The following is a 22454-nucleotide window of genomic DNA, read 5'->3' as shown; positions in this document are numbered from 1 at the left end:
TATTTTTTAGAACCCAGAGAAGTTATTATCTTAATAACGTTATTTGATAACATATTTATGCAAAAAAAAATTACAACAAATATAACACTTATCTCTTGTTTAGGTTTACTTTTTTATAGCTGTAGTACAACTAAAAAAGTACCTGAAGGAGAATATTTGTTTGTAAAGAACAAATTTATCTACGATAAAGAAGATCCCGATATTAAGAAGAAAAAAACTATAATCAACAAAGATTTAAGTGATTATGTGAAACAAAAACCAGCTGGTAAGTTCCTTGGTTTTTTCCCTCTTTGGCAATGGGTTTATAATTGGTCTCCTGCAAAATTTGATGAAACTTTTCAGGAATATTATCGACAAGATGCTTCGGTTCGTAACCAAAAATTATTGGACAGTTTACTAACGAAGAATAATCTTAGCGAATATGTTGGGCACAGTTTATGGAAAGAACGTCTTTATTATAGTCAAGGTGAGGCTCCAGTTTTGTTGGATGAACAACAATCAGAATTTTCGGCAAAGAACTTAAATAGATTATTTCATGACAAAGGTTATTTCGATTCGAAAGTAGCTGTTTCCTATAATAAAGATTCTGTTGCGAAAAAAGCAGAAACTATTTATGATATTAAGTTAGGGGAACCTTCTTATATCGAAACATATGATCAAAAAATATCTGATCAAAAAATAGAAGAATATCTTAATTCTTCTATTGGAAAACAAACTGTTTTGCATGCTGGAGATCAATATAATTTTGACAAATTTGAGGAAGAACGCGATCGTATCATCGATTTGTTAAAGAATAGAGGTTACTATGATTTTAATGATTCGGGCGAAGATTTATATTTTGAAGCGGATACATTAAAAAGTAACAAACGCCTTGATGTAACGATGTTTATTGATAAATATATTCAAGATTCTTTGAAAACGGATAGTATTACACCTTTTACGCAATACCGTTTTGGGAAGATAAATATTTATGCAGATTCTCGCAGTTTTGTTGATGATGAAAGTAAATTAATCAAAGAAGAATATAAAGATTATAACGTTTTATATACAAAAGAACCAGAATATCGACCAAAATATTTTACAGATGCATTTGTAATTCGTCCTGGTCAACTATATCGTCAACGACAAGAAATTCAGACAAAACGTAATATTTTCAAGAAAGAAAACATTAACTTACATGGATTCAGAATTAATAAACAAGATTCTATCCTAAATGTAGACGTTTTCTTTACACCAAAAAAGAAATATGACTTGAATCTCTTTGTCGAAAGTTATGCTTCTCGCTATATGAACTTTGCAATTTCTCCCGGAATGACTTTAACTTCGAGAAATCTATTTGGAGGAGGAGAAAATTTAGAAACAACTTTGAAAGGAACTTTAGGTTCTGTCAACAAAGATTTCTCAATGAATAAAGCATTCTTAAATGCTTACGAAATCGCTATCGAAACAAAGTTGAAATTTCCTTATTTATTAACACCAATTAATCTTGATAATATTTTACCAAAACGTTTTACTGCCGAATCTGCTATTCGAATGAATGCAAGTACGCAGAAAAATGTAGGTTTAGACAAAACGACTTATGGTTTTGGTTTTGATATGGATATTTCGAGTTCGGAGTTTCAACACAAAGTTTCTTTGTTTAACACAGAATTTATTAGTAACCGAAAAAAAGATCGCTATTATGAAGTGTTTACAAAAGATAATAATACAAAAAACGAAGTAAAAGATTTATACTACGCATACAATCCTAATGCACCAATTTATCTAACGGACGATGAATTAACAGACGCAATCGAGGCTGACAAAGGATTCCAAAGTTCATTAACTGGAGAAAACGCAAAGTTGTATGTTGATTTTGAGAATATGTTATATAGAAAAGCTAATATTTCCCAAAATGTATTAATCAACTCTTTTATCTATCAATTTACATTTAATCAAGAAAATTCATTTCGACCAAAAAGTAATCCTTGGTTTATTCAAGCGAGAATTGAATTAGCCGGAAATGTATTAAGAGGTTTAGACAAAGCTTTTGGCTTTAATAAAGCTGAACCTGATCGAGACGGAAATCAAGCAGGTTTGATCTTTGGAATTCCTTATTCTCAATTCGTAAAATTTGATGTGGATGTTAGACGAAAATTCAAATTAAATTCAAATTCTAGCGTAGCGGGACGTTTCTTATTCGGAATCATTCAACCATATGGAAACTCAGATGTTGCACCCTTCGTAAGAAGTTATTCGGCTGGAGGAGCAAATGATGTTCGTGGTTGGGCACCGTTAACTTTAGGTCCTGGAAGTAAACCACGTATCGATTCTAAAAATCAAAGTTTAGAATTTGAAAGCATGAAATTATTATTCAATGCTGAATATCGCTTCAATCTTTTTGGAAGTTTGGAAGGTGCATATTTTCTTGATGCTGGTAATATTTGGGGTGTTAATAAAAATCGTCCAGAAACATTATTTAAGTTCAAAGATTTTTACAAAGAATTCGGAATTGGTTCTGGATTAGGTTTCCGTTATCACATTGGTACGTTTGCAATTGTAAGATTTGATTTGGGTTACAAAATTTATGACCCTTCTTACGAATTGGGTGATCGCTGGCAATTTGACAATTTTAACTTGCTTAAACCAAGAATCCACTTCGGAATTAATTATCCTTTCTAAAAAAACATCTATATTTGTTTCACAAAATACTAACATAATGAGCAGAAAATTTCCTGCCGGTGTTGCTACCGGTTCATTAGTTCAAGATATTATCAATGATGCAAAAGCAAATCAATACGCTTTACCAGCGTGTAATGTCATCGGTTCAGATACTATTAACGCTGCAATGGAAGCTGCAGTTGAAGTAAACTCTCCAGTTATTATTCAATTTTCTAACGGAGGTGCTGCTTTTAATGCCGGAAAAGGATTAAAAGGAGAAAATCAACTTTCTGCTATCAAAGGTGCTATTGCGGGAGCAAAACATATTCACACTTTAGCTGAGTCTTACGGAGCTACTGTAATTTTACATACAGACCATTGTGCAAAAAAATTATTGCCTTGGATTGATGGAATTATGGACGCTAACGAAGAACATTTTAATAAATTTGGAAAGACTTTATTTAGTTCTCACATGTTAGATTTATCTGAAGAGCCTTTAGAAGAAAACGTAGAAACGTGCAAAAGATACTTAGAAAGAATGTCTAAAGTTGGAATGACTTTGGAGATGGAATTAGGTATCACAGGTGGTGAAGAAGATGGTGTTGACAATTCTAATGTTGATAATTCATTATTATACACTCAACCAGAAGAAGTTGCTTACGTTTACGAAAACTTAAAATCTATTTCTGATAATTTCTGGATTGCTGCAGCATTTGGTAATGTACACGGTGTTTACAAACCAGGAAATGTTGTCTTGACTCCTAAAATTTTAGATAACTCGCAAAAATACATCAACGAAAAATATGGTGTAGACAACGCTGTTAACTTCGTATTCCACGGAGGTTCTGGTTCTACTTTAGAAGAAATTAGAGAAGCAATTAGCTACGGAGTTATCAAAATGAATATTGATACAGATTTACAATATGCATTTATGGAAGGAATTCGTAAATATTTTGACGAAAATGCAGCTTATTTACAAGGGCAAATTGGAAACCCAGAAGGTCCAGAATCTCCTAACAAAAAATATTATGATCCACGCGTGTGGTTAAGAGCTGGAGAAGTTACTTTCAAAGATAGATTAATCCAAGCTTTCCACGATTTAAATAATGTTAATACTTTAGGATAATCTTTTCACTAAGATTATTCTTACCCAAATAAAAACAGAGAATATGCCTTGGTTTATTAGAAGCAAGAAAAATATTACAACGCCTACAGAGTCTAAAAAAGACGTTAAGAAAGGCTTATGGTATAAAACACCATCAGGAAAAATTATTGAAACTGAAGAACTGAAAGCAAATGCGTATGTAAGTCCAGAGGATGATCATCACGTACAAATTGGTTCTCAAGAATACTTTGATATCTTGTTTGATGATAGTAAATTCACAGAATTAGATACAAAAGTAGAAAGTAAAGACCCATTAAATTGGACAGATACAAAACCTTATAAAGATCGTTTGAAAGAAATTAAAAAGAAAACGGGAATGACAGATTCTATTCGCAATGCGACAGGAAAAATTCATGGACGTGACATTACAATTTCTTGTATGGATTTCAAATTTATTGGAGGTTCTTTAGGATCTGTAATGGGAGAAAAAATTGCTCGTGCAATTGATTATTCTATCAAACACAAAACACCTTACATTATCATTACACAATCTGGTGGTGCGCGTATGATGGAAGCTGCAATTTCGTTGATGCAATTAGCAAAAGTAGAAGCTAAATTAATTCAATTAGCAGACAACAACATTCCTTACATTACAATCTTAACAAATCCATCTTTCGGAGGAATTACAGCATCTTTCGGATCAATTGGTGACATTATTATGGCAGAGCCAGGAGCATTAATTGGATTCGCTGGACCACGTGTTATCAAAGAAACTATTGGTAGAGATTTACCAGAAGGATTCCAAACTTCTGAGTTTTTATTAGAAAAAGGCTTCGTTGATATGATCGTTCACCGTAAAAAGATGAAAGATAAAATAAAAGAAGTAGCTGATATGTTAATGCCTATCAACTAATTAAAATAAGTGCAAATATATTTTTAAAATTTTATTCAAATTTGATTTGGATTATTAGAAATTGATTTTATATATTTGCACTCCAATCGCGAGAATAGCTCAGCTGGTAGAGCGCAACCTTGCCAAGGTTGAGGTCGCGGGTTCGAGCCCCGTTTCCCGCTCTTTGAAATATAAAAATTCATAAAAATCAAATTTTGCCTTGGTGGTGGAATTGGTAGACACGCAGGACTTAAAATCCTGTGTCCATTAGGACGTGCGGGTTCAAGTCCCGCCTGAGGTACTTTTTAATTTGATTTTTACAATTTGCACGCGGGAATAGCTCAATTGGTAGAGCGTCAGCCTTCCAAGCTGAATGTTGCGGGTTCGAGTCCCGTTTCCCGCTCAACTTCTTTCTTAGAAGTGGATGCCTTGGTGGTGGAATTGGTAGACACGCAGGACTTAAAATCCTGTGTCCATTAGGACGTGCGGGTTCAAGTCCCGCCTGAGGTACAATAAAGCTCAAGAATTTATTTTCTTGAGCTTTTTTTATGCTCTAAATAATTATATCTTTATCCTCATAATAAAGTACGTTTTTATCACATGATTCAAAAATCATTTCTAAGAAAGACACTCTTTACTCTTACCTTTTTACCTTTATTTTCGTATAGTCAAGAATCGAAAAGTTCGGATGATTTATTTCAAGAAGCACGTCACAAAGCTTTCGAAGAAAAAGATTATGCAACTGCCAAGAAACTTGCATTACAAGCTTTAGATCAATCTCCGGAATATACAGATATCGCTGTTTTTTTGGGACGAATATATACATGGAATGATGAAACCGAAGAAGCGAGAAAAGTTTTTCAGAATGTTGAAAAAAACATGGATCCTTCTACCGATTTTTATTTAGCTTACACGTCACTTGAATATTGGAATGATAATTATACAGAAGCCGTTTCTATCATTGATCGTGGATTAATTAAATATCCTAAAAATGAAGAATTATTGTTGTTAAAAGCTAAAGTTCTTAATTCAAACAATGCTTATGAAGAAGCTTCGAAAACAATCAAAGAATTATTAGCAATTAACCCTAAAAATACGGAAGCGCGCGAATTAGCAAATCGAATCGAAATAAATAATACTAAAAATGCGATTAGTGTAAATTATAATTACTCACATTTTGACAAGCAATTTGCAGATGATTGGCATCAAGTTTCGGTTAGTTATAAAAGACAAACTTCACTTGGTTCGTTGATTTTTAAAGTAAATTACGCAAACAAATTTAAAGATAACGGAGTTCAATACGAAGTAGAAGCTTATCCAAGACTTTCTAAGACATTTTATATGTATGTTGGCGGTGGATATTCGGATAGTGATGGAATTTTTCCTAAATATCGCACAGGAGCCTCTCTTTACGCTAATTTACCTAAAAGTTTCGAAGCTGAATTAGGTTATCGTCAACTTCATTTTTCGGATGATGTTTGGATGTTCACAGGATCTATCGGTAAATATTATAAAAATTATTGGTTCAATTTACGTGCATTTGTAACGCCAAGCAACAACAATATTTCGCATTCGTATACATTCACAACTCGTTATTATACTGGCGATGCAAACAATTATTTAAGCTTAGCTATTGGTACAGGAATTTCACCAGAAGATTTTAACAACAATCTTTTAGAAGATACAACTTACAAACTGAAGTCCTTCAAAATTGGAGCAGATTATAATTTTTCGATCAATGAATTAAACTTAATTTCAATTGGTGCGAATTATTACAATCAAGAATATCGTCCAAATCAAAAAGGAAATCAATTTGATGTAAGCGTTTCGTACAGCCGAAAATTCTAATTGATATAACGATTAAATATAGAATCAGGAACCATTTTTTGAGTATTTTTCAAAGAATGGTTTTTTGTTTTAAAGCTTTTCAATCGATTTTTCAACTCTGTTTCCATCTTCGAATTTTGTTCAACATCTTCGGTTAAATTCTTTTCAATTCGATATAACTTCCCTCCTGACAAATGATAATTTTGAAAAACATAATCATCTAAAATATTTTTATTCTGCATTAACGGAACGCCTTGTTTTCTGAAATTCGCTTTACCGTTTTCTAAATTCTGTCCCATCCAAGTCACATAATTCGGTAATTTCAGTTTATATGAATCTCTAAAATATGTCACAAAAGTTGGTGCAACATCAAAATGCGTCACAATATTTGACATCTTTTTCGGTGACTTTAACAAAGGAGAATAAACAATAATCGGAACATGAAAACGATCAATCTTTGTTTCCATCGGTACTTCTGGCATTCGATGATCTCCAGTAATCACAAAAATAGTTTGATTAAAATCTGAACGTTTTTGATAAGCTTCGAAAAAGTTTTTTACAGCTTCATCAACACTCAAAAAAGTCACCAATTGTTGTTTATATTTTTTTACTGTCGTCAAAGTTGTCGCATCATAATTTCGAGATTTAATCAACGTTTCAAACTGTTTATTATATTTCTCAACATTGTTTATTAAGAAAGGACTATGCGTCGCTAACGTCATCAAAACATTAAAATATGGTTGATTATTTTCTTTTTGCGTTGCTAAATATTTTTTAAACACTGAATGATCGTCAAATCCCCAAGAAAATCCATTATTCGACGGAATTTTTGCATAATTATTTTCGTAATCATTTTCATCAATAATTGTTTCAACACCCGAATAATTCAAGTATTTTGACATAAAATCGAAATCAACATCGCCACCGTAAAAATACCCCGTTTTATAACCATTACTTTTCAACAAATTATACAAATTGTAATGTTGAGGTAAACTCTTTTGTTCCATAAAACCATTTTCAGCAAATGGCAAAGACCCCGTCAATCCAGGTAAAACTCCATATGTTCTTCCCGTCGTACTTAATCCATTTTCCCAATACAAACTCTTTTTCGAAAGCTTATCAATATATGGTGTAAAAGAACCTAAATATGCACTTTCGTTATTAAAAGCTCGTCCCAAACCTTCAATCACAATAAAAACAACATTCGGTTTTTCTGTTGTTAAATTAAATTGATCCGCGAAGAAATTTTTGTTCTCATCTTGATACAAAAATGGATAATTAATTTTATCAAAATAATGTCGATTATCTTCATTATTTGAACTCGAATTTGAATTTAAAAAATCAATTTCCGAAAGTTTATCTTCTGCATATTGTTCAATCGAGTTTGAGAAAAAATAAGACGATTTACTCAAAATTAGATTAGATGAAAACTCATCATTTTGAGAACTTTTTAAATCCAAATTAATTGGAACAATAATCGATAAAAAACTCAAAATTATTAATGGTAATTGAAGAATTTTTTGGTTAATTTTTAATCTATAACTGTAAATAAATATCGTTGTTAAAATAGCAATTACAGCAATTGATAAAAGGATACTTATTGTATTGACAACACCTGATGCTCCAATAATTAATTTCAATTCTTCGAACGTATAAGAAAACAAATCTGAACCTAATAAATTGAGTGTTGTTTCAAAATATTTAATCAATAAAATATTTGAAATGATTAAAAAAGAATACGCAAAAATGATCCATTTTTTTGCCCAACTTATCGAATAAAATTGCAGTAAAAAATATGCAAAACTTACCACAAAAATACTATCTAAAGCAAAATCGATATTATGTACGAATAAATCAAAAAATAAAGTTTGATTAGAAGTTGTTGTAAGATTTTCTTGATAAAGATAAAATTCAAGAATTGATGACAATCCAAAAATTAAAAAATATATCAGTGAAATAAACGTAGTTTGCTGAACTAAATTAATAAATCCAAGTTTCAGTTTTTGCCAAATAGATAATTCTTTCGCTTGATTTCCTCCAAAACCTTGTCGCGTCATTTCTCCCCACGAATTATTTTTGAGAAAGAAATCCTTCACCCCTTTCACGCCTGCCATCACAACAAACGGATGAAATGTAAACGGCTCTATAAACGCCGTAAAAAATAATTTCGGAATATCCCCTTTTTTGTGATAAACATTGTACGTCATCAAATCAATCAGAATAGCATAAATCGAATATAAAATTCCATAAAGCAATACAAAAGCCATCAAAGGAAAGAAAATATGCCAATTAATAAATCCTAAAAAGAATAAAACTACGAAAATGATCCAACCAATATATTCGATAATCGGTCCTAAAAATTCGAAGAAAAACCAATACGGATAACTCATCATTCCAAGTTTTCCATATTTCGGATTGAAAAATAAAATACGATGCTTCCACAATGTTTCTATCGTTCCACGCATCCAACGATTACGCTGTTTGGTTAAAATTTCTTTATTTTCTGGTACTTCTGTCCAACAAAGCGGATCGGGAATATTTACTACTTTATAGGCCAATTTTTGCTCGTGCATATAACGTCGCATTCGCACAACAAGCTCCATATCTTCACCAACTGTATCGTGATCGTAACCGCCACACTGGAGTACAATTTCACGATCAAAAGCACCAAAAGCACCCGAAATCAGCATCAAACCATTGGCGCGCGACCACGCCATTCTTCCCAAAAGAAATGCACGAATATATTCTAACGCTTGTGCTCTTCCTAAACGAGTTTTAGGCAAATTAACATCGACAATTTTTCCGTCAACAATGGTACAATTATTCGCCAAACGAATTACGCCTCCACATGCAATTACTTTTGCTTTTGCTTCATCCATAAAAGGTTTCGCAAGCTTCAGAATCGCATCTTGTTCTAAAATACAATCGACATCAATACAAACAATATAATCGTTTGTTGCAATATTAATTCCGACATTTAACGCATCCGATTTTCCTCCATTTACTTTGTCAACAATAATTAATTTTTTGAAAACTGGATTGGTACTTTTATAAATTGCATTAATTGGTTTCGTTTCGATGTTTCCTTCAACGAAATAATCAATTTTAATCAAATCATACGCTTCAATTAATCGTTGCAACGAATCATCTTTGGAACCATCATTTACAATAATAATTTCGAGCTGATTGTAATACAACGACAACAACGAACGCACATTCTCCACAATCGTTGCACCTTCGTTATAAGCGGGCGCAATAAGGCTAAAAGTAGGCGCATTTGGCGATGTTGCAATAAGCGAATAATCCGTAAAACTGTTTTTTCGGATATACATTTTTATCGCTCCTTTTGCATAAAAACCTATCCATCCGTAGACTAAAATTAATAGGATTGAATAAAAAAGGAAGCCGTAAATAAAAAAATCGAAAGCCGTTTCTAGCCAATTCATGATTAGTTTTCTTGGATAATTTGATTAATAATTTGTTTTAATTCAGGAGAGTTTGATTGGTGTGCAAGTTTTTGTAAATCGGTTTTTGAACAACAATTATTTAAGGCTTTTACACTTGCTTTTTTGACAGAAAATGAAGGATTTTCCTTTGCTTGAGTTTCTAAGAATGTGTTATTTTCTGGATTTGAGATTTTTTCTAAAGCTTTTAAAATTTGAATTTGAAACTTTTCGTTACACGTTTCATATTGCTCAATCAATAGCTTTGAGGTTGAGTCATCTTCGATTCTGACTAATGTTTTAATCGTTTCTTCCACAACTTTTTCATCAGAATCGTGCAAATTATCTGCAACCAAATCGTGCATTTGCAACAATTGAAACTTGCGAATTAATTTCATTGTTAGAATTTTCACACTTTGATTAGGTGATTTTAACCAATTTGAAATTATCTTATCAACCTCATCAAGATTTGGTAAAATTGTAATTGCATCCAACAATTTCAACTGTTGCCAATCCGTCAATTGCTCTTGTAAATTATCCAAAAAATATAAACCTTCGAAACCAGCAAATTTCGTTAAACCATATTGCGCTTCAGATCGTACTAAATCATTTTTATGTTGTAACATACTTTTGATTTTTGGTAAAGTTTCAACATGATTCATCGTCGTAACTTCTTGTATTGCCTCGGCTATTTCATGATTTTTTTGACTATTTAATTTCTGTAAGGATATTTTTTTTAATTCATAATGGTCAAATAAATTTTGAATACTTTCTTTTGAATTTCCAGAAAAATTTTGTTCCGCTTTTAGTAATTTTTTAATAAAATAATGTTTGAATGAACTTGATTTCAAATAATCATTAAAGTCAGTATTCGAATTGGATTGATCATCCAAAATTGTTTCATAAATTTCTTTATCAATAATCGCATTCCACTTATTTTTCTTTGTAATGATTTTATATTCAATTATACTTGTCAATAACGTATAAATAATTGTCAAAAAAAGTAAAATAAGTAGAATATAAATTCCTACGATTAACTCGGTATAGGTTATAATTTGTAGGATAATCATGCTTTTATTTTAATAATTTCTTCACGCGAACAGACAATTCAATAGGGCTAAATGGTTTCACCATAAAATCATTTGCACCCAAATTAAATGCTTCCACCACTACATCTTCTTGCCCTAAAGAAGACAAAATAATCATTGGTGTTTCGGAATTTTTACTTTTTCTAACAGCACTAATAATCTCCAAACCAGACGCAAAAGGCATCATAATATCTGTAATAATCAAATCAATATCTTCATTCTCAATCTTACTGATTGCTTCTTTTCCATTTCGTGTTAAAACAACTTTGTAACCTTCTTTTTTCAGTTTGTGTTCAATTGTTTTTAAAATCAATTCATCGTCTTCGGCAATTAAAATCTGCATAATATTGGTTTTTAAATATTTTTTAAATAGTTAATAACTAATTCTATTTCGGTTTTTACTTTAATAATCAGCTGGTTTTCTTGTAGGTAATTGATCGAAGTTGATTTTTCTATTTGTTCGGTTAAATCAGCCAAAATTGTAAGTCCTGCAGTTTTTGCTGTTCCTTTTACTTTATGACCTAATTGATTTAATCCTTCTAAATTTTGTTTGTTGAAATAAGTTTCAAATTCTTGTACAGATTTTTCTAACTCATTAATAATTATTTCTATAAACATTTTTCTAAACGATTCGTCGTCTTTCGTATAATTATTTATCATAGAAAGATCAAGGTGATTTCCAAAATCGTTGGTTTCATTCTTTTCTTTTTTAGAAAAATCTAACCATTTTTCTAGGACATCAAAAATATCTTTTTCTCGAATTGGTTTTGCTAAGAAATCATTCAATCCAGCATCAAGACATTTTTCCTTTTCGCCTTTTACATTTCCCGCTGTCACTGCTATAATCGGAGTTTCTTGAAAATTATTTAACAAACGAATAACCCTAGTTGCTTCAATCCCATTCATTTCTGGCATTTGAATATCCATCAAGATTAAATCGATCTTATTTTCTTGACAAATTGATACGGCTTCCGCTCCATTCGCAGCTGTATACAAAATAGAATTTGGTGCAATATTTTTGATAATTTGCTGATTCAGAGCCATATTTACTAAATTATCATCTGCAATTAAAATGTGAAATTGTTTCGAAAAATCTTGCGAAATTTCTTCTTGATTTTCAATTTCTATGGTTTGAATTTCTTTCGAATCAATAATTGTTTTACGCAACGTATCAAACAATTCTTCCGACTTAATTGGTTTCAATAAACGCGAAGTAATTCCTAATTCTTTTGCTTTCTGAATTAGATATTCATCCTCAGAAGAACTATGCAATAACACTAAAGGAGTTTTTGTATCCTTTGTTACGAAATACTCTTTTATTTTCTGAATTGTTTCCAAACCATTCAAAACCGGCATATGATAATCCATCAAAATAACATCGTAAACATCGCCATTCAAAACTTTCTGTAGCGCTTCCATTCCATTATTTGCAATATCAGATGTTATATTTTTGAACTGTAACATATGTTGCAAAATCATTTGATTACTTTGATTATCATCTACAATCAACACATGATTTATTTCTTCCAAATGATCAAATTGTTGCTCAATATTATATTCGTAATCAACTTCTAAATCAAAGAAAAATGTAGAACCTTTATCTATTTCGCTTTGCAATTCTAGATGGCTTCCGAAATAATTTAGCAACTTATTCGAAATTGTTAAACCTAAACCAGTTCCTCCGAAACGTTTACTAACAGTACTATCCTCTTGAGTAAATGCATCAAAAATCTTGACTTGTTTTTCTGGTTTTATACCAATTCCTGTATCACGAACAGAGAATCTCAATTTTGCTTTTTCTCCTTTCACAATTGGTTCAACTTGACTAATTTTTAGTTCTATTTCTCCACTATCCGTAAATTTCACAGCGTTTCCAAGTAGATTAATTAGCACTTGTTTCAATCGAGCTTCATCAATCCAAATAAATTGAGGTAAATTATTATCTATATTCAACAATAATTCTATTTTTTTGTTTTCGGCTTGATAAAGAATCACATTGATTACTTGATTTCCTAACTCGAACAAATTATTTTTTTCTATCGAAACATCCATTCGACCCGATTCAATTTTAGAAAAATCTAAAATATCATTTATTATTGACAACAATGAATTTGCAGAATCATTAATAAAATTCAAATATTGTTTTTGAGTCGGATTAAGTGGCGTTTTCAACAATAAATCAGAGAAACCAATCACACCATTTAAAGGTGTTCGAATCTCGTGACTCATATTTGCTAAAAACTCAGACTTTGCCTTACTAGCGATATCCGCATTCTTTTTGGCTTTTTTAAGTTCTTTATTTTTCTTGACAGATTCTGTTATATTTTGCGAAAACATAATCAGACCACCAATCTGTTTTTTGTTGATATACCACGGATGAATCGCCCACGAATAGTGTTGATCTGTATCATATTTTGGTGTACGATAAATCATATCTTCATTCGAATAATTTTCGCCTTGCAAACAAGCTTCATAAATCGCTTTTCTTTCTGCTGGAACATTGTACATTTCGTAATGAGATTTTCCGATCACATTTTTCTTTTTTATCACAAATTCATCACACCATTGATTACTCAAAGTCAGATAATTCATATCCTTATCAAACATTGCAACAGATGCAGGTACATGATTAATAAATGTTTCGAAAATAGCTTTTTGTCGAGCCAACTCTAACGTATAACGTTTTCTCTCATCAATATCCTGAAAAATTCCAAAAACGCTAACACATTCTCCATTTACAAATTCTGGAATTCCTTTACATCTTACCCAAATTGTTTTTCCTTTTTGGGTAACAATCTGCAACTCCATATCATATCCGATTCCTTTTTCTACCGCATCTTTAAAAGCTTTCTTTATTTTTGGATAACTACTTTTTGCTTCATAAAAATTGAGTGCAGTTTCTACATTTGGTTCATAATCTGGTTCAACTTCATGGATCTTTTTCGTTATATCAGCCCAAATTAATTTTTGCTTAACTAAATCATATTTCCAACCTCCAACATTCGCAACTTCGTACGTATGATCTAGTAACTGACGAACACGATTAAGATCTCTTTCCAACAACGTCCTTTGTGTCATATCCACAGCAGTACTCATTACAACAGGATTTCCTTCGTTATCTTTGTCCAAAATATTACTGTATAACCAATATGTTAGTGAACCATCTTTCTTAATCAAGCTCATCAAACCAGAATCTTGCTTTTTACTCAAAATCGTTTCTATATAGGTTTGATATTCTTTTTGATTAGATTTTGGAATTATTTTTTTCAGATTCAAATCTTTTGCCTCATTTTCTGAATAGCCCATAGATTCTAATCCTTTCTTATTTATCGACAAAATATTTCCATCTAAATCATGAATTGTCATTAAACCAAGCGAAGAATTGAAGAAGTTTCTAAACTTACGTTCACTGTTTTCTAATTCTACTTTTTTCGAATTTTCAAGCGTAATATCTCGACCAAAGAAGAAGATTTCGTTGTCAATTTTTAAGTTTGATCTTGTATACCATTCCACTAACTTCTCTTCTTGAGATTCGGGAGAATACATCAAACATTTGAAATTGATTGAATCTGTATTATTTTTAAGATTTGATAAATACGTATTAACTTTCTTTTTATCTTTTTCCGAAACAAAATCTAAAAAATTTTCTGTAATAATTGTCTTTTTATCTTTTATTCCTAAAACCTCTTTAAAAGCAGGATTTATAGATTTTAGAACACCATTAATATCGGCAACTCCAATCAGGTTATTCGATATTTTATAGATATTTTGAAAGTAAGAAGCGTCTTTTTTTCGCTTTTTACTAACCAATAATTTGGTAATATTTTTCCCAAGTTGAATCAATAAATTGCGTTGTTTTTCGTCCAACGTTCTTGGATAATGATCGTTTACACATAATGTCCCCAACACATTTCCATTGTCATCAATCAACGGAACACCAGCATAAAACTGAATATTTGCAGCTTTTACTCCAGCAATATTTTTTGCAGGTTCAAATTTCGTCACATCATCAATCACCAAAATTTCTTCTTCCATTAAAGAAAATTGACAAATAGTTTGTTGACGTGGAACAATATCTACCTCGATTCCGCAATTGGCTTTAATCACTTGATAGTTTTCATCAAAAATAGAAACTAACGCAATTGGCGCATTACAAATCAAACTCGCAGCATTTGCAAAAACCTCTAATTCTTCGTCTTTATCATGTTCTTGTAAATTATAATCGTAAACCGCTTGCAATCTTTGCTTTTCGTTCGTTGGGATGGGAAAATTTTTCATTAAAAATTGATCTTATTTAATAGGAAAGTAGAGGTGGTTAAAGATATTACATAAATCCAAATATTCTAAATCAATTATTTCTAAAAATAAAACCAACCTTTTTATTCATAAAATCATCTCTATTATAAATCTAAACTTTAAAAAATATGAAAATCACAATTCCAATTCCTTGCAAAGAGAAATTAACAAACGAAAATTTCTATGCAAAATGTCAACATAAAATCACTGACTTTTCTAATTTGACAAATGACGAAATTTCGAATGAATTTCAGAAAAGCAACGTTCATTGTGGTATTTTTCATCCAAGTCAATTAGGTCAAAATCTTTTTAAGAAAACGATTTCTAATGTCATGATTTTTTCTGCTTTTGGGTTATTAAATTCATGTACAAATGGACAGGATAAACCAAATTGTACAGAACCTTTAGTTGCAAAAAATGATTCGATTCAAAAAGAAAAAATAAAATTCAAAATAAAAGTTAATTTTGGAAATTCTAACTTAGAAATCAAAACATATCGTTTGTTAATTAATGATGAATTAGTAGAAAGTAAATTAAACGTTGGCGAGGAATATACAATACAATTTGAGACTTTAAAAAATACTGAACTTAACCTAAGATTAGCTTCAAATGAAATAAATTCAGAAGTTTATAAATCTTATTCATTTAAAAATTTTCCGAATAAAGTTAATTTAAACACTTCTGATTTTGAAGAGCAAGTCGTTTTGATGGGAGATATAGTGATTGATGAAAATTTTGTCCCAGAAAAATAATTTATTACCTTGCTTGCACAAAAGGGAATCGAGTGCAAATCTCGAGCTGTCGCGCAACTGTAAGTAGAGAAAAACTATAAGCCAGACCACTTTTTAGATGATGCTTTCGCGATTGAAGCTCAATCAAAACTACATATATTTTTATTATTTGTTGAATTGATTGCACTTGATTTCGAAAGCATTTTTTTATTAAAATTTAGTTTAGTATAAAATGCAAAAAGAAGAAATTCAACACATTATTGATCTTAAAACAAAACCGCTTGGAGCTTTAGGTTTATTAGAAAAAATCGCACTTAAAATTGGTTTGGTTCAGCAAAAAAATCATTTAGAATTAATAAAACCTCATCTAATCGTTTTCGCAAGCGATCACGGAATTGCACAATCTGGTGTTAGTGCGTATCCAGCAGAAGTTACGCCTCAAATGGTTTTAAATTTCCTAAATAATGGAGCAGCTATTAATGTTTTTTGTAATCAAAATGAGATTAATTTAACGATTGTTGACGCTGGTGTAAATTATGATTTCGAGGATTATTCGGTTTTGAAAAATTGTAAAGTAGCCAAATCAACCAAAAATTTCTTGCACGAACCTGCAATGACCTTAGATCAATTGGAACAATGTTTTGATTATTCGAAGACAATTGTGAACGAAATCGCTCAAAATGGAACAAATATTATTGGTTTTGGCGAAATGGGAATTGGGAACACTTCTTCTGCATCGATGCTTGTACACTATTTAACCGATTTACCGCTTGAACAATGTGTAGGACGTGGAACAGGTTTGAATGATGAGCAATTACAAAATAAAATCAATATTCTAAATGAAGCGAAGAATACACATGGGAAAATTACTGATCCAAAAGAAATTTTAGCCACTTTTGGAGGTTTTGAAGTTGCTCAAATGACAGCTGCAATGTTATCTGCTTATGAACATAATATGTTGTTGATGATTGATGGATATATTGCTTCGTCTGCGATTTTGGTTGCGTCTAAATTAAATCCAGAAATTTTAAACAATACAATTTTCTGTCATCAAAGTGATGAATCTGGACATCAATATTTATTAAATTATTTCAACGAAGAACCAATTCTGAACATCAATTTGCGAGTTGGTGAAGGAACGGGGTGTGCGTTGGCTTATCCAATTATCAAAAGTGCGGTAAATTTCTACAATGATATGGCGAGTTTCGACTCTGCAGGCGTGAGTAACAAAGAAACTAAAGTGAAATGCTAAAAAAAGAAATCACTTATTTTTTAACCGCATTGATGTTTTTTACGCGAATTCCGATTCCGTTCAAAATTCCATATAGCAACGAAATCATGAATCAATCACAGAAATACTATGCAGCGATTGGTTTATTGGTTGGCGCTTTTAATGCATTGATTTATATGATTTGTCAATTTATTTTACCTATTGATATCGCCATTATTATCACAATGATTACAAGCGTTTTGTTGACTGGAGCCTTTCACGAAGATGGTTTCACCGATGTTTGCGATAGTTTTGGAGGTGGTTATGGCAAAGAAAAAATCTTGACAATTATGAAAGATAGCCGAATTGGAGCTTATGGTGTAATTGGTGTTATCTTATTGTTGTTATTGAAATTCACATCACTTCAACATATTGCAGAAAATAATTTTTGGTTGATAATTTTCAGCTTGATTGCAGCACATTCGGTTAGTCGCTTTTTTTCTGGAATGATGATTTATACACACGAATATGTGACAGATATCGACAAAAGTAAATCAAAACCGATGGCAAATAAAGCACTTCCAATAAAAAATCTTATCATTAGTTTTCTTTTCTGTCTTGTGCCTTTTATTGTTTTTGGCGAATGGAAATTCTTGTTGATATTACCACTTTGTTACATAGGAAAAGTTTATTTGGGCTGGTATTTCAAAAAATATATTGGTGGATATACAGGCGATTGCTTGGGAACTGTGCAACAAGTTACCGAAGTTTTGTTTTATCTTGGCGTTTTAATTCTATGCAAGTTTCTGTAATTCGACATACAAAAGTTAATGTTCCTTCATCGGTTTGTTACGGACAAACTGATGTGGAATTAGCTGATACTTTTCATCAAGAAGTAGTACAAATTCATACTAAGATCGAAAACGACTTTGAGATAATTTTTTCAAGTCCACTGAGTCGCTGTCAACGATTAGCAGAAACTTTCTCGAATGAAATTATTTTTGATGAACGATTAAAAGAATTCAATTTTGGAGATTGGGAAATGAAATCGTGGAACGAAATTCCTTCGGAAGAAATAGAACCTTGGTACGCCGATTTTGTCGAAACTAAAACACCAAACGGCGAATCAATGCAAGATATTTCTACGCGACTTTTTGATTTTATGGACGAGTTACGAAATGCTCAACACGAAAAAGTGCTGATTGTTGCACATGGTGGAATCATCCGTTTGATGTGGTGTTATTTGTTGCAAATACCAATCAAAAATGCATTCAAAATACCTATAAATTATGGTGAAATGTTTCAGTTTAATTTAGGAAAAACAAATGAGGAAGATTTTATTTTGAGCAAAGAATAAACTACAAACATTTTATCTTTTCTAACGACTTCCATTCATGTTCGATATTGGTCATCAGAATTGCGTTATCAAACTGAACAGAACCTTTTAGAAAGATTGTTTCATTTTCAAAAAAACTTGATTTCACATGTAAAACTTCCAAAGGTTCTACTCCCCAATTATAGGTTTCGAGTTTTAGACCTTCAAAATTATTTCCATTTGGAGAATAACCGACAGAACCATTCTCGAAGAATTTTGAAACTTCATTCAACGTTTCGAAAATCGAATTCGAATTAAATTCAACAGATTTTTTTGCATCAATTTCAATTCGTGTATCGTCAGAACTCGTGAAATCTAAATGATAATTATCGTTTTCTTCTATAACATTAAACTTCGCAAAATAATGTTTCCCAGGAAAAACTCGACCACCAACAAGCGTATTCAATTTTAGAGAAGTATCTCTCATCGGGATATATACACCTTCTTTTGTCACACCATTTTCTTCCCATTCAACCGCGATTCGATGCGCTGCATTTTCAGAATTCACTCCTACAAAATCAGGTAAACCTTTTGGTTTTATATCTTTTAATCGAATCAAACAGATTCCAGCAATTGCTTTTCCTTTGTACAATTTTGGACGAAAAGGTTGAGGTAAAATCGTCTCAATATAGTGTGATTCTACACAAAAATTGATTAACATTCTACGTTCTATAATACCATAAATTGTAGGGATTTTCATAATTTATTCTTTGTAAGTTGTTTCTTGTATTTTCCAATAATTCAACGTCAAATTATCACTATATTATAAATAAAGTTTAATTTCTCCATTTTGATCAATTTTACCAATTTTTTCTTGAATTAAATAAACCTCCATTTTATCTAAAATTTCATCAGGCTTACCAATCAATTTATAAACCTCATTTTTTGAAGTTCCATTTGAATTATATGAATCAAATTTTAAAACATTATTAACCAAATCATCCAACATCTTATAACGATAATTTTGTCCGTAAACTCCTTCCTCAAAAGGAATCCATTTATCTGATTCAAACTTTTTCTTAGAATTACAACTCATCACAAGAAGAAAAACACCACAAAAAATAAATAATTTCTCCATAAAATAATTCAATTCCCTAATTTCTCAAAAAAAATCAACAAGTCAAATATTTCAAAATTAATTTATTAGAAAAAAGTTGTAAAATTTATTCGAAAAACACTTGCAAAAGTAATATTAATGACCTTATATTTGCACTCACAACGCGGGAATAGCTCAATTGGTAGAGCGTCAGCCTTCCAAGCTGAATGTTGCGAGTTCGAGTCTCGTTTCCCGCTCTTTGAAATATTAAATTCAAAAATCAAATTTTGCCTTGGTGGTGGAATTGGTAGACACGCAGGACTTAAAATCCTGTGTCCATTAGGACGTGCGGGTTCAAGTCCCGCCTGAGGTACTTTTTAATTTGATTTGAAAATTTACGCGGGAATAGCTCAATTGGTAGAGCGTCAGCCTTCCAAGCTGAATGTTGCGAGTTCGAGTCTCGTTTCCCGCTCTGTAAAAGCCGAAGATTAATCTTCGGCTTTTTTTATTTAGAAAAATTTGATTCCTAAAACATAAAAAAACCTCAAACAATCACGTTTAAGGTTTTACTTTTTTATCTAATCGTTGTCTTATTTCGCTTCTTCAGCCAACATTTGTTTATATTTTTTGCCTTCGATTAATCTTTTTTCTGCCCAAATTGTTCCTCCAGGAATAACTGCTGCGATAAAAAAGATCATAAAAATTTTCCAAGACCAATTGTATTTTTCTTTCAATAAATAAACCAATATAATATAAGCTATAAACAATCCTCCGTGTACGCGTCCTGCGTATGTTACCCATGTCGGATCTTCCCAAATATATTTCATTGGCATTGCGATAAAAAACAAAACTATCGCAGAAATAGCTTCTAAATATCCAGTAATTTTAAATAATTTCAACATTCATCTTAAATTTGAAGTCAAAAATAATTTTTAATTTCCACATGAACACTAATAGATATCAGTAAAACAAATACTTAACATCTATTTTATACGTTATTATAAGCAACAATGCGATTTTTAGGCTACATATTCTTCTTTTTGATCCAAACTATTTTACTTTTTGGACAAGAAAAAACATATCATTTTTTACGATATAATGATGATACAAAATCGTATACAAAAGATTTCGAAAGCAAAAATCTTGATTCATCTTTAGATTCGCTTCAAAAAACAGGTTATTATACTTTGACGATTGATTCGATAAAAAATGAAAAAGTTTATCTAAATAAAGGAAAATTGTACCAAACAATTTGGGTGAAAAACAATGAATTGTTCGAAAATAAAAATAATTATTTCCCAACAAATAATTTAGATTCTATTCTAAATAAAATAGCAACAACCAACACTAATCAAGGTTATCCGTTTGCGCAAATAAAACTTGTTCCAAATGGTTTTGAACAAAATGAACAGAAAATTGAATTGGTTTTAGACAAAGGAAATCTGCGAACAATAGATGGTGTAAAATTGGTTGGTTACGAAAAATTATCCAAAGGTTATTTGCGTCATGGACTCAATATAAAAACTGGCGAAGTATACAATGAACAGAAGTTGGCAACAATTTCGACATTAATGCAACAAACCAATTATATTGCAGAAGCGCAATTACCACAAACTTTATTTAAGCCTGATTCTACGATTTTATATTTGTATCCTCGCAAAGTAAATTCAAATTATTTTGATGGTGTTTTAGGTTTTGGAACAGATGATAACGGCGATTTTAGATTGAACGGAAATGTACAACTTTCGTTGAACAACGTGTTCAATAGTTTGGAAGAAATCAGGTTAAATTGGATTGGAACAGCAAATAAAAATACGTCGTTGAATATTGGTGTTAAAGTACCTTATTTGTTCAAATCTGCGATTGGTTCGGAAACGAATTTCAAGCTTTTCAAACAAGATTCTGTTTTTGTGAATTTAGATTTTTCGGAGCGATTATTTTATCAACTCAACCTCAACTCGAATATTGGTGTAAGCGGAATTATACAATCGTCTAACTTTTTGTTGGAAGATGATTCCTATCTAAAATCGAGCTACGACGATTATTCGAAAATTGGTTTTGGTTTGAGTTATCACTATTTCCTGAAACATCCTTTTCGTTTGATGGAAGGAAAATCTATGTTGAATGTTGTGGTAAATTCGATTCGTAAAAAGGAAAAGAATTTTTCGTGGACAGAAGATTTGGAAAATAAAACCGTCAATCAAATTGAAGTTGGTCTAAAAACATTTCGTTTATTCGAATTGTCCAAAAAACATTTCTTAAAAGCTGGTGCAGAATTTAGAGGTTTGCTCACGAAAGACGATGATTTCTCCGAAAACGAATTGTACAGAATTGGTGGTTTCGGAAGTTTTAGAGGTTTTAACGAAGAAAGTATTACAACAAATATGTACGGATTTTTGAGTGCAGATTATCGTTTTGTTCCAAGCGAAGCATTCTATATTGGACTTTTCGCCGATTATGGTTTTATAGATAACAAACGCGCAAATCTGAATACGTCTTTGTTAAGTTTAGGAACTGGAATTTCTTTTTTAACTAAAATGGGAATTTTCAATTTGAGTTATGCAGTTGGTAAAACAGACGAAACTTCATTCGATTTTAAAGAATCTAAAATCCACTTTGGGATATTAAGCCAGTTTTAAAAAAACATTACAAAGTTTATTTATCTGTAACCTACATTTATTTAAATCATATCTGTTTGTAATGTCCGTAAAGAAACTTTTATCACAAACAAGTCTGTTTTAATTTACCAAACGTACTGTGTGAATGAATACTAAGAATTTTTATTAAAAAAACTTTAAATTTTTATAGGTT

Annotated in this window: 16 protein-coding genes, 7 tRNA genes and 1 riboswitch; of the genes, 16 read left to right on the top strand and 7 right to left on the bottom strand. The window is 31.2% G+C overall.

Annotation, left to right across the window (positions count from 1 at the left end; genetic code table 11):
* The first annotated feature begins 57 nt into the window (after positions 1 to 57).
* The 8 genes from B2X73_RS02855 to B2X73_RS02820 all read left to right on the top strand — a co-directional run bounded on the left by B2X73_RS02855 (position 58) and on the right by B2X73_RS02820 (position 6485).
* Complete coding sequence (locus B2X73_RS02855; RefSeq protein WP_286494748.1) at positions 58 to 2661, top strand: BamA/TamA family outer membrane protein; 2604 nt, start codon at positions 58 to 60, stop codon at positions 2659 to 2661.
* Positions 2662 to 2698: 37 nt separating this feature from the next.
* Positions 2699 to 3766, top strand: a complete 1068-nt coding sequence (gene fbaA / locus B2X73_RS02850) for a class II fructose-bisphosphate aldolase (protein ID WP_115001650.1) — start codon at positions 2699 to 2701, stop codon at positions 3764 to 3766.
* Between the two features lie 43 nt (positions 3767 to 3809).
* Positions 3810 to 4658 (top strand): acetyl-CoA carboxylase, carboxyltransferase subunit beta, encoded by an 849-nt coding sequence (gene accD / locus B2X73_RS02845; protein WP_038333055.1) that lies wholly within the window; start codon positions 3810 to 3812, stop codon positions 4656 to 4658.
* Positions 4659 to 4746: 88 nt separating this feature from the next.
* A tRNA-Gly gene (locus B2X73_RS02840) sits at positions 4747 to 4819 on the top strand.
* Between the two features lie 35 nt (positions 4820 to 4854).
* Positions 4855 to 4938 (top strand) — tRNA-Leu (locus B2X73_RS02835).
* Positions 4939 to 4967: 29 nt separating this feature from the next.
* Positions 4968 to 5040, top strand: a tRNA-Gly gene (locus tag B2X73_RS02830).
* A gap of 23 nt (positions 5041 to 5063) precedes the next feature.
* Positions 5064 to 5147, top strand: a tRNA-Leu gene (locus tag B2X73_RS02825).
* Positions 5148 to 5237: 90 nt separating this feature from the next.
* Entirely contained in the window at positions 5238 to 6485 is a 1248-nt protein-coding gene (locus B2X73_RS02820; protein WP_291052905.1) for a YaiO family outer membrane beta-barrel protein, read from the top strand.
* Here B2X73_RS02820 and B2X73_RS02815 read toward each other — a convergent pair.
* Genes B2X73_RS02815 through B2X73_RS02800 form a run of 4 tightly spaced genes read right to left on the bottom strand, consistent with a single transcriptional unit; the run spans position 6482 to position 15273 of the window.
* Positions 6482 to 9910 (bottom strand): sulfatase-like hydrolase/transferase, encoded by a 3429-nt coding sequence (locus B2X73_RS02815; protein ID WP_291095645.1) that lies wholly within the window; start codon positions 9908 to 9910, stop codon positions 6482 to 6484. The genes B2X73_RS02820 and B2X73_RS02815 overlap by 4 nt on opposite strands.
* 2 nt (positions 9911 to 9912) lie before the next feature.
* Positions 9913 to 10977 (bottom strand): HEAT repeat domain-containing protein, encoded by a 1065-nt coding sequence (locus B2X73_RS02810; RefSeq protein WP_291052899.1) that lies wholly within the window; start codon positions 10975 to 10977, stop codon positions 9913 to 9915.
* A 4-nt stretch (positions 10978 to 10981) separates the two neighbouring features.
* A complete protein-coding gene (locus tag B2X73_RS02805; RefSeq protein WP_221854151.1) occupies positions 10982 to 11338 on the bottom strand; it encodes a response regulator transcription factor in 357 nt (118 codons plus the stop codon).
* An 11-nt stretch (positions 11339 to 11349) separates the two neighbouring features.
* On the bottom strand, positions 11350 to 15273 hold the full coding sequence (locus B2X73_RS02800; RefSeq protein WP_291060581.1) for a response regulator: 3924 nt from the start codon (positions 15271 to 15273) through the stop codon (positions 11350 to 11352).
* A 146-nt stretch (positions 15274 to 15419) separates the two neighbouring features.
* On the opposite strand from B2X73_RS02800, the gene B2X73_RS02795 reads away from it, so the two are divergent.
* The 4 genes from B2X73_RS02795 to cobC all read left to right on the top strand — a co-directional run bounded on the left by B2X73_RS02795 (position 15420) and on the right by cobC (position 18589).
* Complete coding sequence (locus B2X73_RS02795; RefSeq protein ID WP_291052891.1) at positions 15420 to 16043, top strand: hypothetical protein; 624 nt, start codon at positions 15420 to 15422, stop codon at positions 16041 to 16043.
* A riboswitch (cobalamin riboswitch) is annotated at positions 16039 to 16152 on the top strand. Its footprint overlaps the gene before it by 5 nt.
* 102 nt (positions 16153 to 16254) lie before the next feature.
* Positions 16255 to 17274: a nicotinate-nucleotide--dimethylbenzimidazole phosphoribosyltransferase gene (cobT, locus tag B2X73_RS02790; RefSeq protein WP_291047138.1), complete on the top strand. Its 1020-nt coding sequence runs from the start codon at positions 16255 to 16257 to the stop codon at positions 17272 to 17274.
* Positions 17268 to 18044 carry an adenosylcobinamide-GDP ribazoletransferase gene (locus B2X73_RS02785; RefSeq protein WP_221854148.1) on the top strand — a complete coding sequence of 259 codons (777 nt, stop codon included), beginning with the start codon at positions 17268 to 17270 and terminating at the stop codon, positions 18042 to 18044. Before cobT ends, B2X73_RS02785 begins: the two co-directional genes overlap by 7 nt.
* A complete protein-coding gene (cobC, locus tag B2X73_RS02780) occupies positions 18029 to 18589 on the top strand; it encodes an alpha-ribazole phosphatase (protein ID WP_221854147.1) in 561 nt (186 codons plus the stop codon). Before B2X73_RS02785 ends, cobC begins: the two co-directional genes overlap by 16 nt.
* Position 18590: 1 nt before the next feature.
* On the opposite strand, the gene B2X73_RS02775 is transcribed toward cobC, so the two are convergent.
* Both B2X73_RS02775 and B2X73_RS02770 read right to left on the bottom strand, forming a co-directional pair.
* Complete coding sequence (locus B2X73_RS02775; RefSeq protein WP_280036699.1) at positions 18591 to 19307, bottom strand: DUF2071 domain-containing protein; 717 nt, start codon at positions 19305 to 19307, stop codon at positions 18591 to 18593.
* 63 nt (positions 19308 to 19370) lie between these two features.
* On the bottom strand, positions 19371 to 19685 hold the full coding sequence (locus B2X73_RS02770) for a hypothetical protein (protein WP_291095643.1): 315 nt from the start codon (positions 19683 to 19685) through the stop codon (positions 19371 to 19373).
* A 142-nt stretch (positions 19686 to 19827) separates the two neighbouring features.
* On the opposite strand from B2X73_RS02770, the gene B2X73_RS02765 reads away from it, so the two are divergent.
* From B2X73_RS02765 to B2X73_RS02755, 3 genes are all read left to right on the top strand, one after another.
* Positions 19828 to 19900, top strand: a tRNA-Gly gene (locus B2X73_RS02765).
* A 32-nt stretch (positions 19901 to 19932) separates the two neighbouring features.
* Positions 19933 to 20016: transfer RNA gene (locus B2X73_RS02760), tRNA-Leu, on the top strand.
* Between the two features lie 26 nt (positions 20017 to 20042).
* Positions 20043 to 20115 (top strand) — tRNA-Gly (locus B2X73_RS02755).
* 118 nt (positions 20116 to 20233) lie between these two features.
* On the opposite strand, the gene B2X73_RS02750 is transcribed toward B2X73_RS02755, so the two are convergent.
* On the bottom strand, positions 20234 to 20545 hold the full coding sequence (locus tag B2X73_RS02750) for a DUF3817 domain-containing protein (RefSeq protein ID WP_219033722.1): 312 nt from the start codon (positions 20543 to 20545) through the stop codon (positions 20234 to 20236).
* 138 nt (positions 20546 to 20683) lie between these two features.
* Between B2X73_RS02750 and B2X73_RS02745 the strand changes: the two genes are divergently transcribed.
* Positions 20684 to 22282, top strand: coding sequence for a hypothetical protein (locus B2X73_RS02745; RefSeq protein ID WP_257467997.1), 1599 nt, complete (start codon positions 20684 to 20686; stop codon positions 22280 to 22282).
* Positions 22283 to 22454 lie beyond the last annotated feature (172 nt).

This window comes from Empedobacter sp. UBA7252 (assembly GCF_002472765.1).
In the GTDB taxonomy this organism is placed as follows: Bacteria; Bacteroidota; Bacteroidia; order Flavobacteriales; family Weeksellaceae; genus Empedobacter; species Empedobacter falsenii_B.
Note: the sequence above shows the minus strand (reverse complement) of the source record. Positions and strands in the feature narration are given on the sequence as shown.

Coding starts and splice junctions, on each gene's coding strand:
- B2X73_RS02855 (WP_286494748.1), top strand. CDS start 58: ATGCAAAAAAAAATTACAACAAATATAACACTTATCTCTTGTTTAGGT.
- fbaA (WP_115001650.1), top strand. CDS start 2,699: ATGAGCAGAAAATTTCCTGCCGGTGTTGCTACCGGTTCATTAGTTCAA.
- accD (WP_038333055.1), top strand. CDS start 3,810: ATGCCTTGGTTTATTAGAAGCAAGAAAAATATTACAACGCCTACAGAG.
- B2X73_RS02820 (WP_291052905.1), top strand. CDS start 5,238: ATGATTCAAAAATCATTTCTAAGAAAGACACTCTTTACTCTTACCTTT.
- B2X73_RS02815 (WP_291095645.1), bottom strand. CDS start 9,910: ATGAATTGGCTAGAAACGGCTTTCGATTTTTTTATTTACGGCTTCCTT.
- B2X73_RS02810 (WP_291052899.1), bottom strand. CDS start 10,977: ATGATTATCCTACAAATTATAACCTATACCGAGTTAATCGTAGGAATT.
- B2X73_RS02805 (WP_221854151.1), bottom strand. CDS start 11,338: ATGCAGATTTTAATTGCCGAAGACGATGAATTGATTTTAAAAACAATT.
- B2X73_RS02800 (WP_291060581.1), bottom strand. CDS start 15,273: ATGAAAAATTTTCCCATCCCAACGAACGAAAAGCAAAGATTGCAAGCG.
- B2X73_RS02795 (WP_291052891.1), top strand. CDS start 15,420: ATGAAAATCACAATTCCAATTCCTTGCAAAGAGAAATTAACAAACGAA.
- cobT (WP_291047138.1), top strand. CDS start 16,255: ATGCAAAAAGAAGAAATTCAACACATTATTGATCTTAAAACAAAACCG.
- B2X73_RS02785 (WP_221854148.1), top strand. CDS start 17,268: ATGCTAAAAAAAGAAATCACTTATTTTTTAACCGCATTGATGTTTTTT.
- cobC (WP_221854147.1), top strand. CDS start 18,029: ATGCAAGTTTCTGTAATTCGACATACAAAAGTTAATGTTCCTTCATCG.
- B2X73_RS02775 (WP_280036699.1), bottom strand. CDS start 19,307: ATGAAAATCCCTACAATTTATGGTATTATAGAACGTAGAATGTTAATC.
- B2X73_RS02770 (WP_291095643.1), bottom strand. CDS start 19,685: ATGGAGAAATTATTTATTTTTTGTGGTGTTTTTCTTCTTGTGATGAGT.
- B2X73_RS02750 (WP_219033722.1), bottom strand. CDS start 20,545: ATGTTGAAATTATTTAAAATTACTGGATATTTAGAAGCTATTTCTGCG.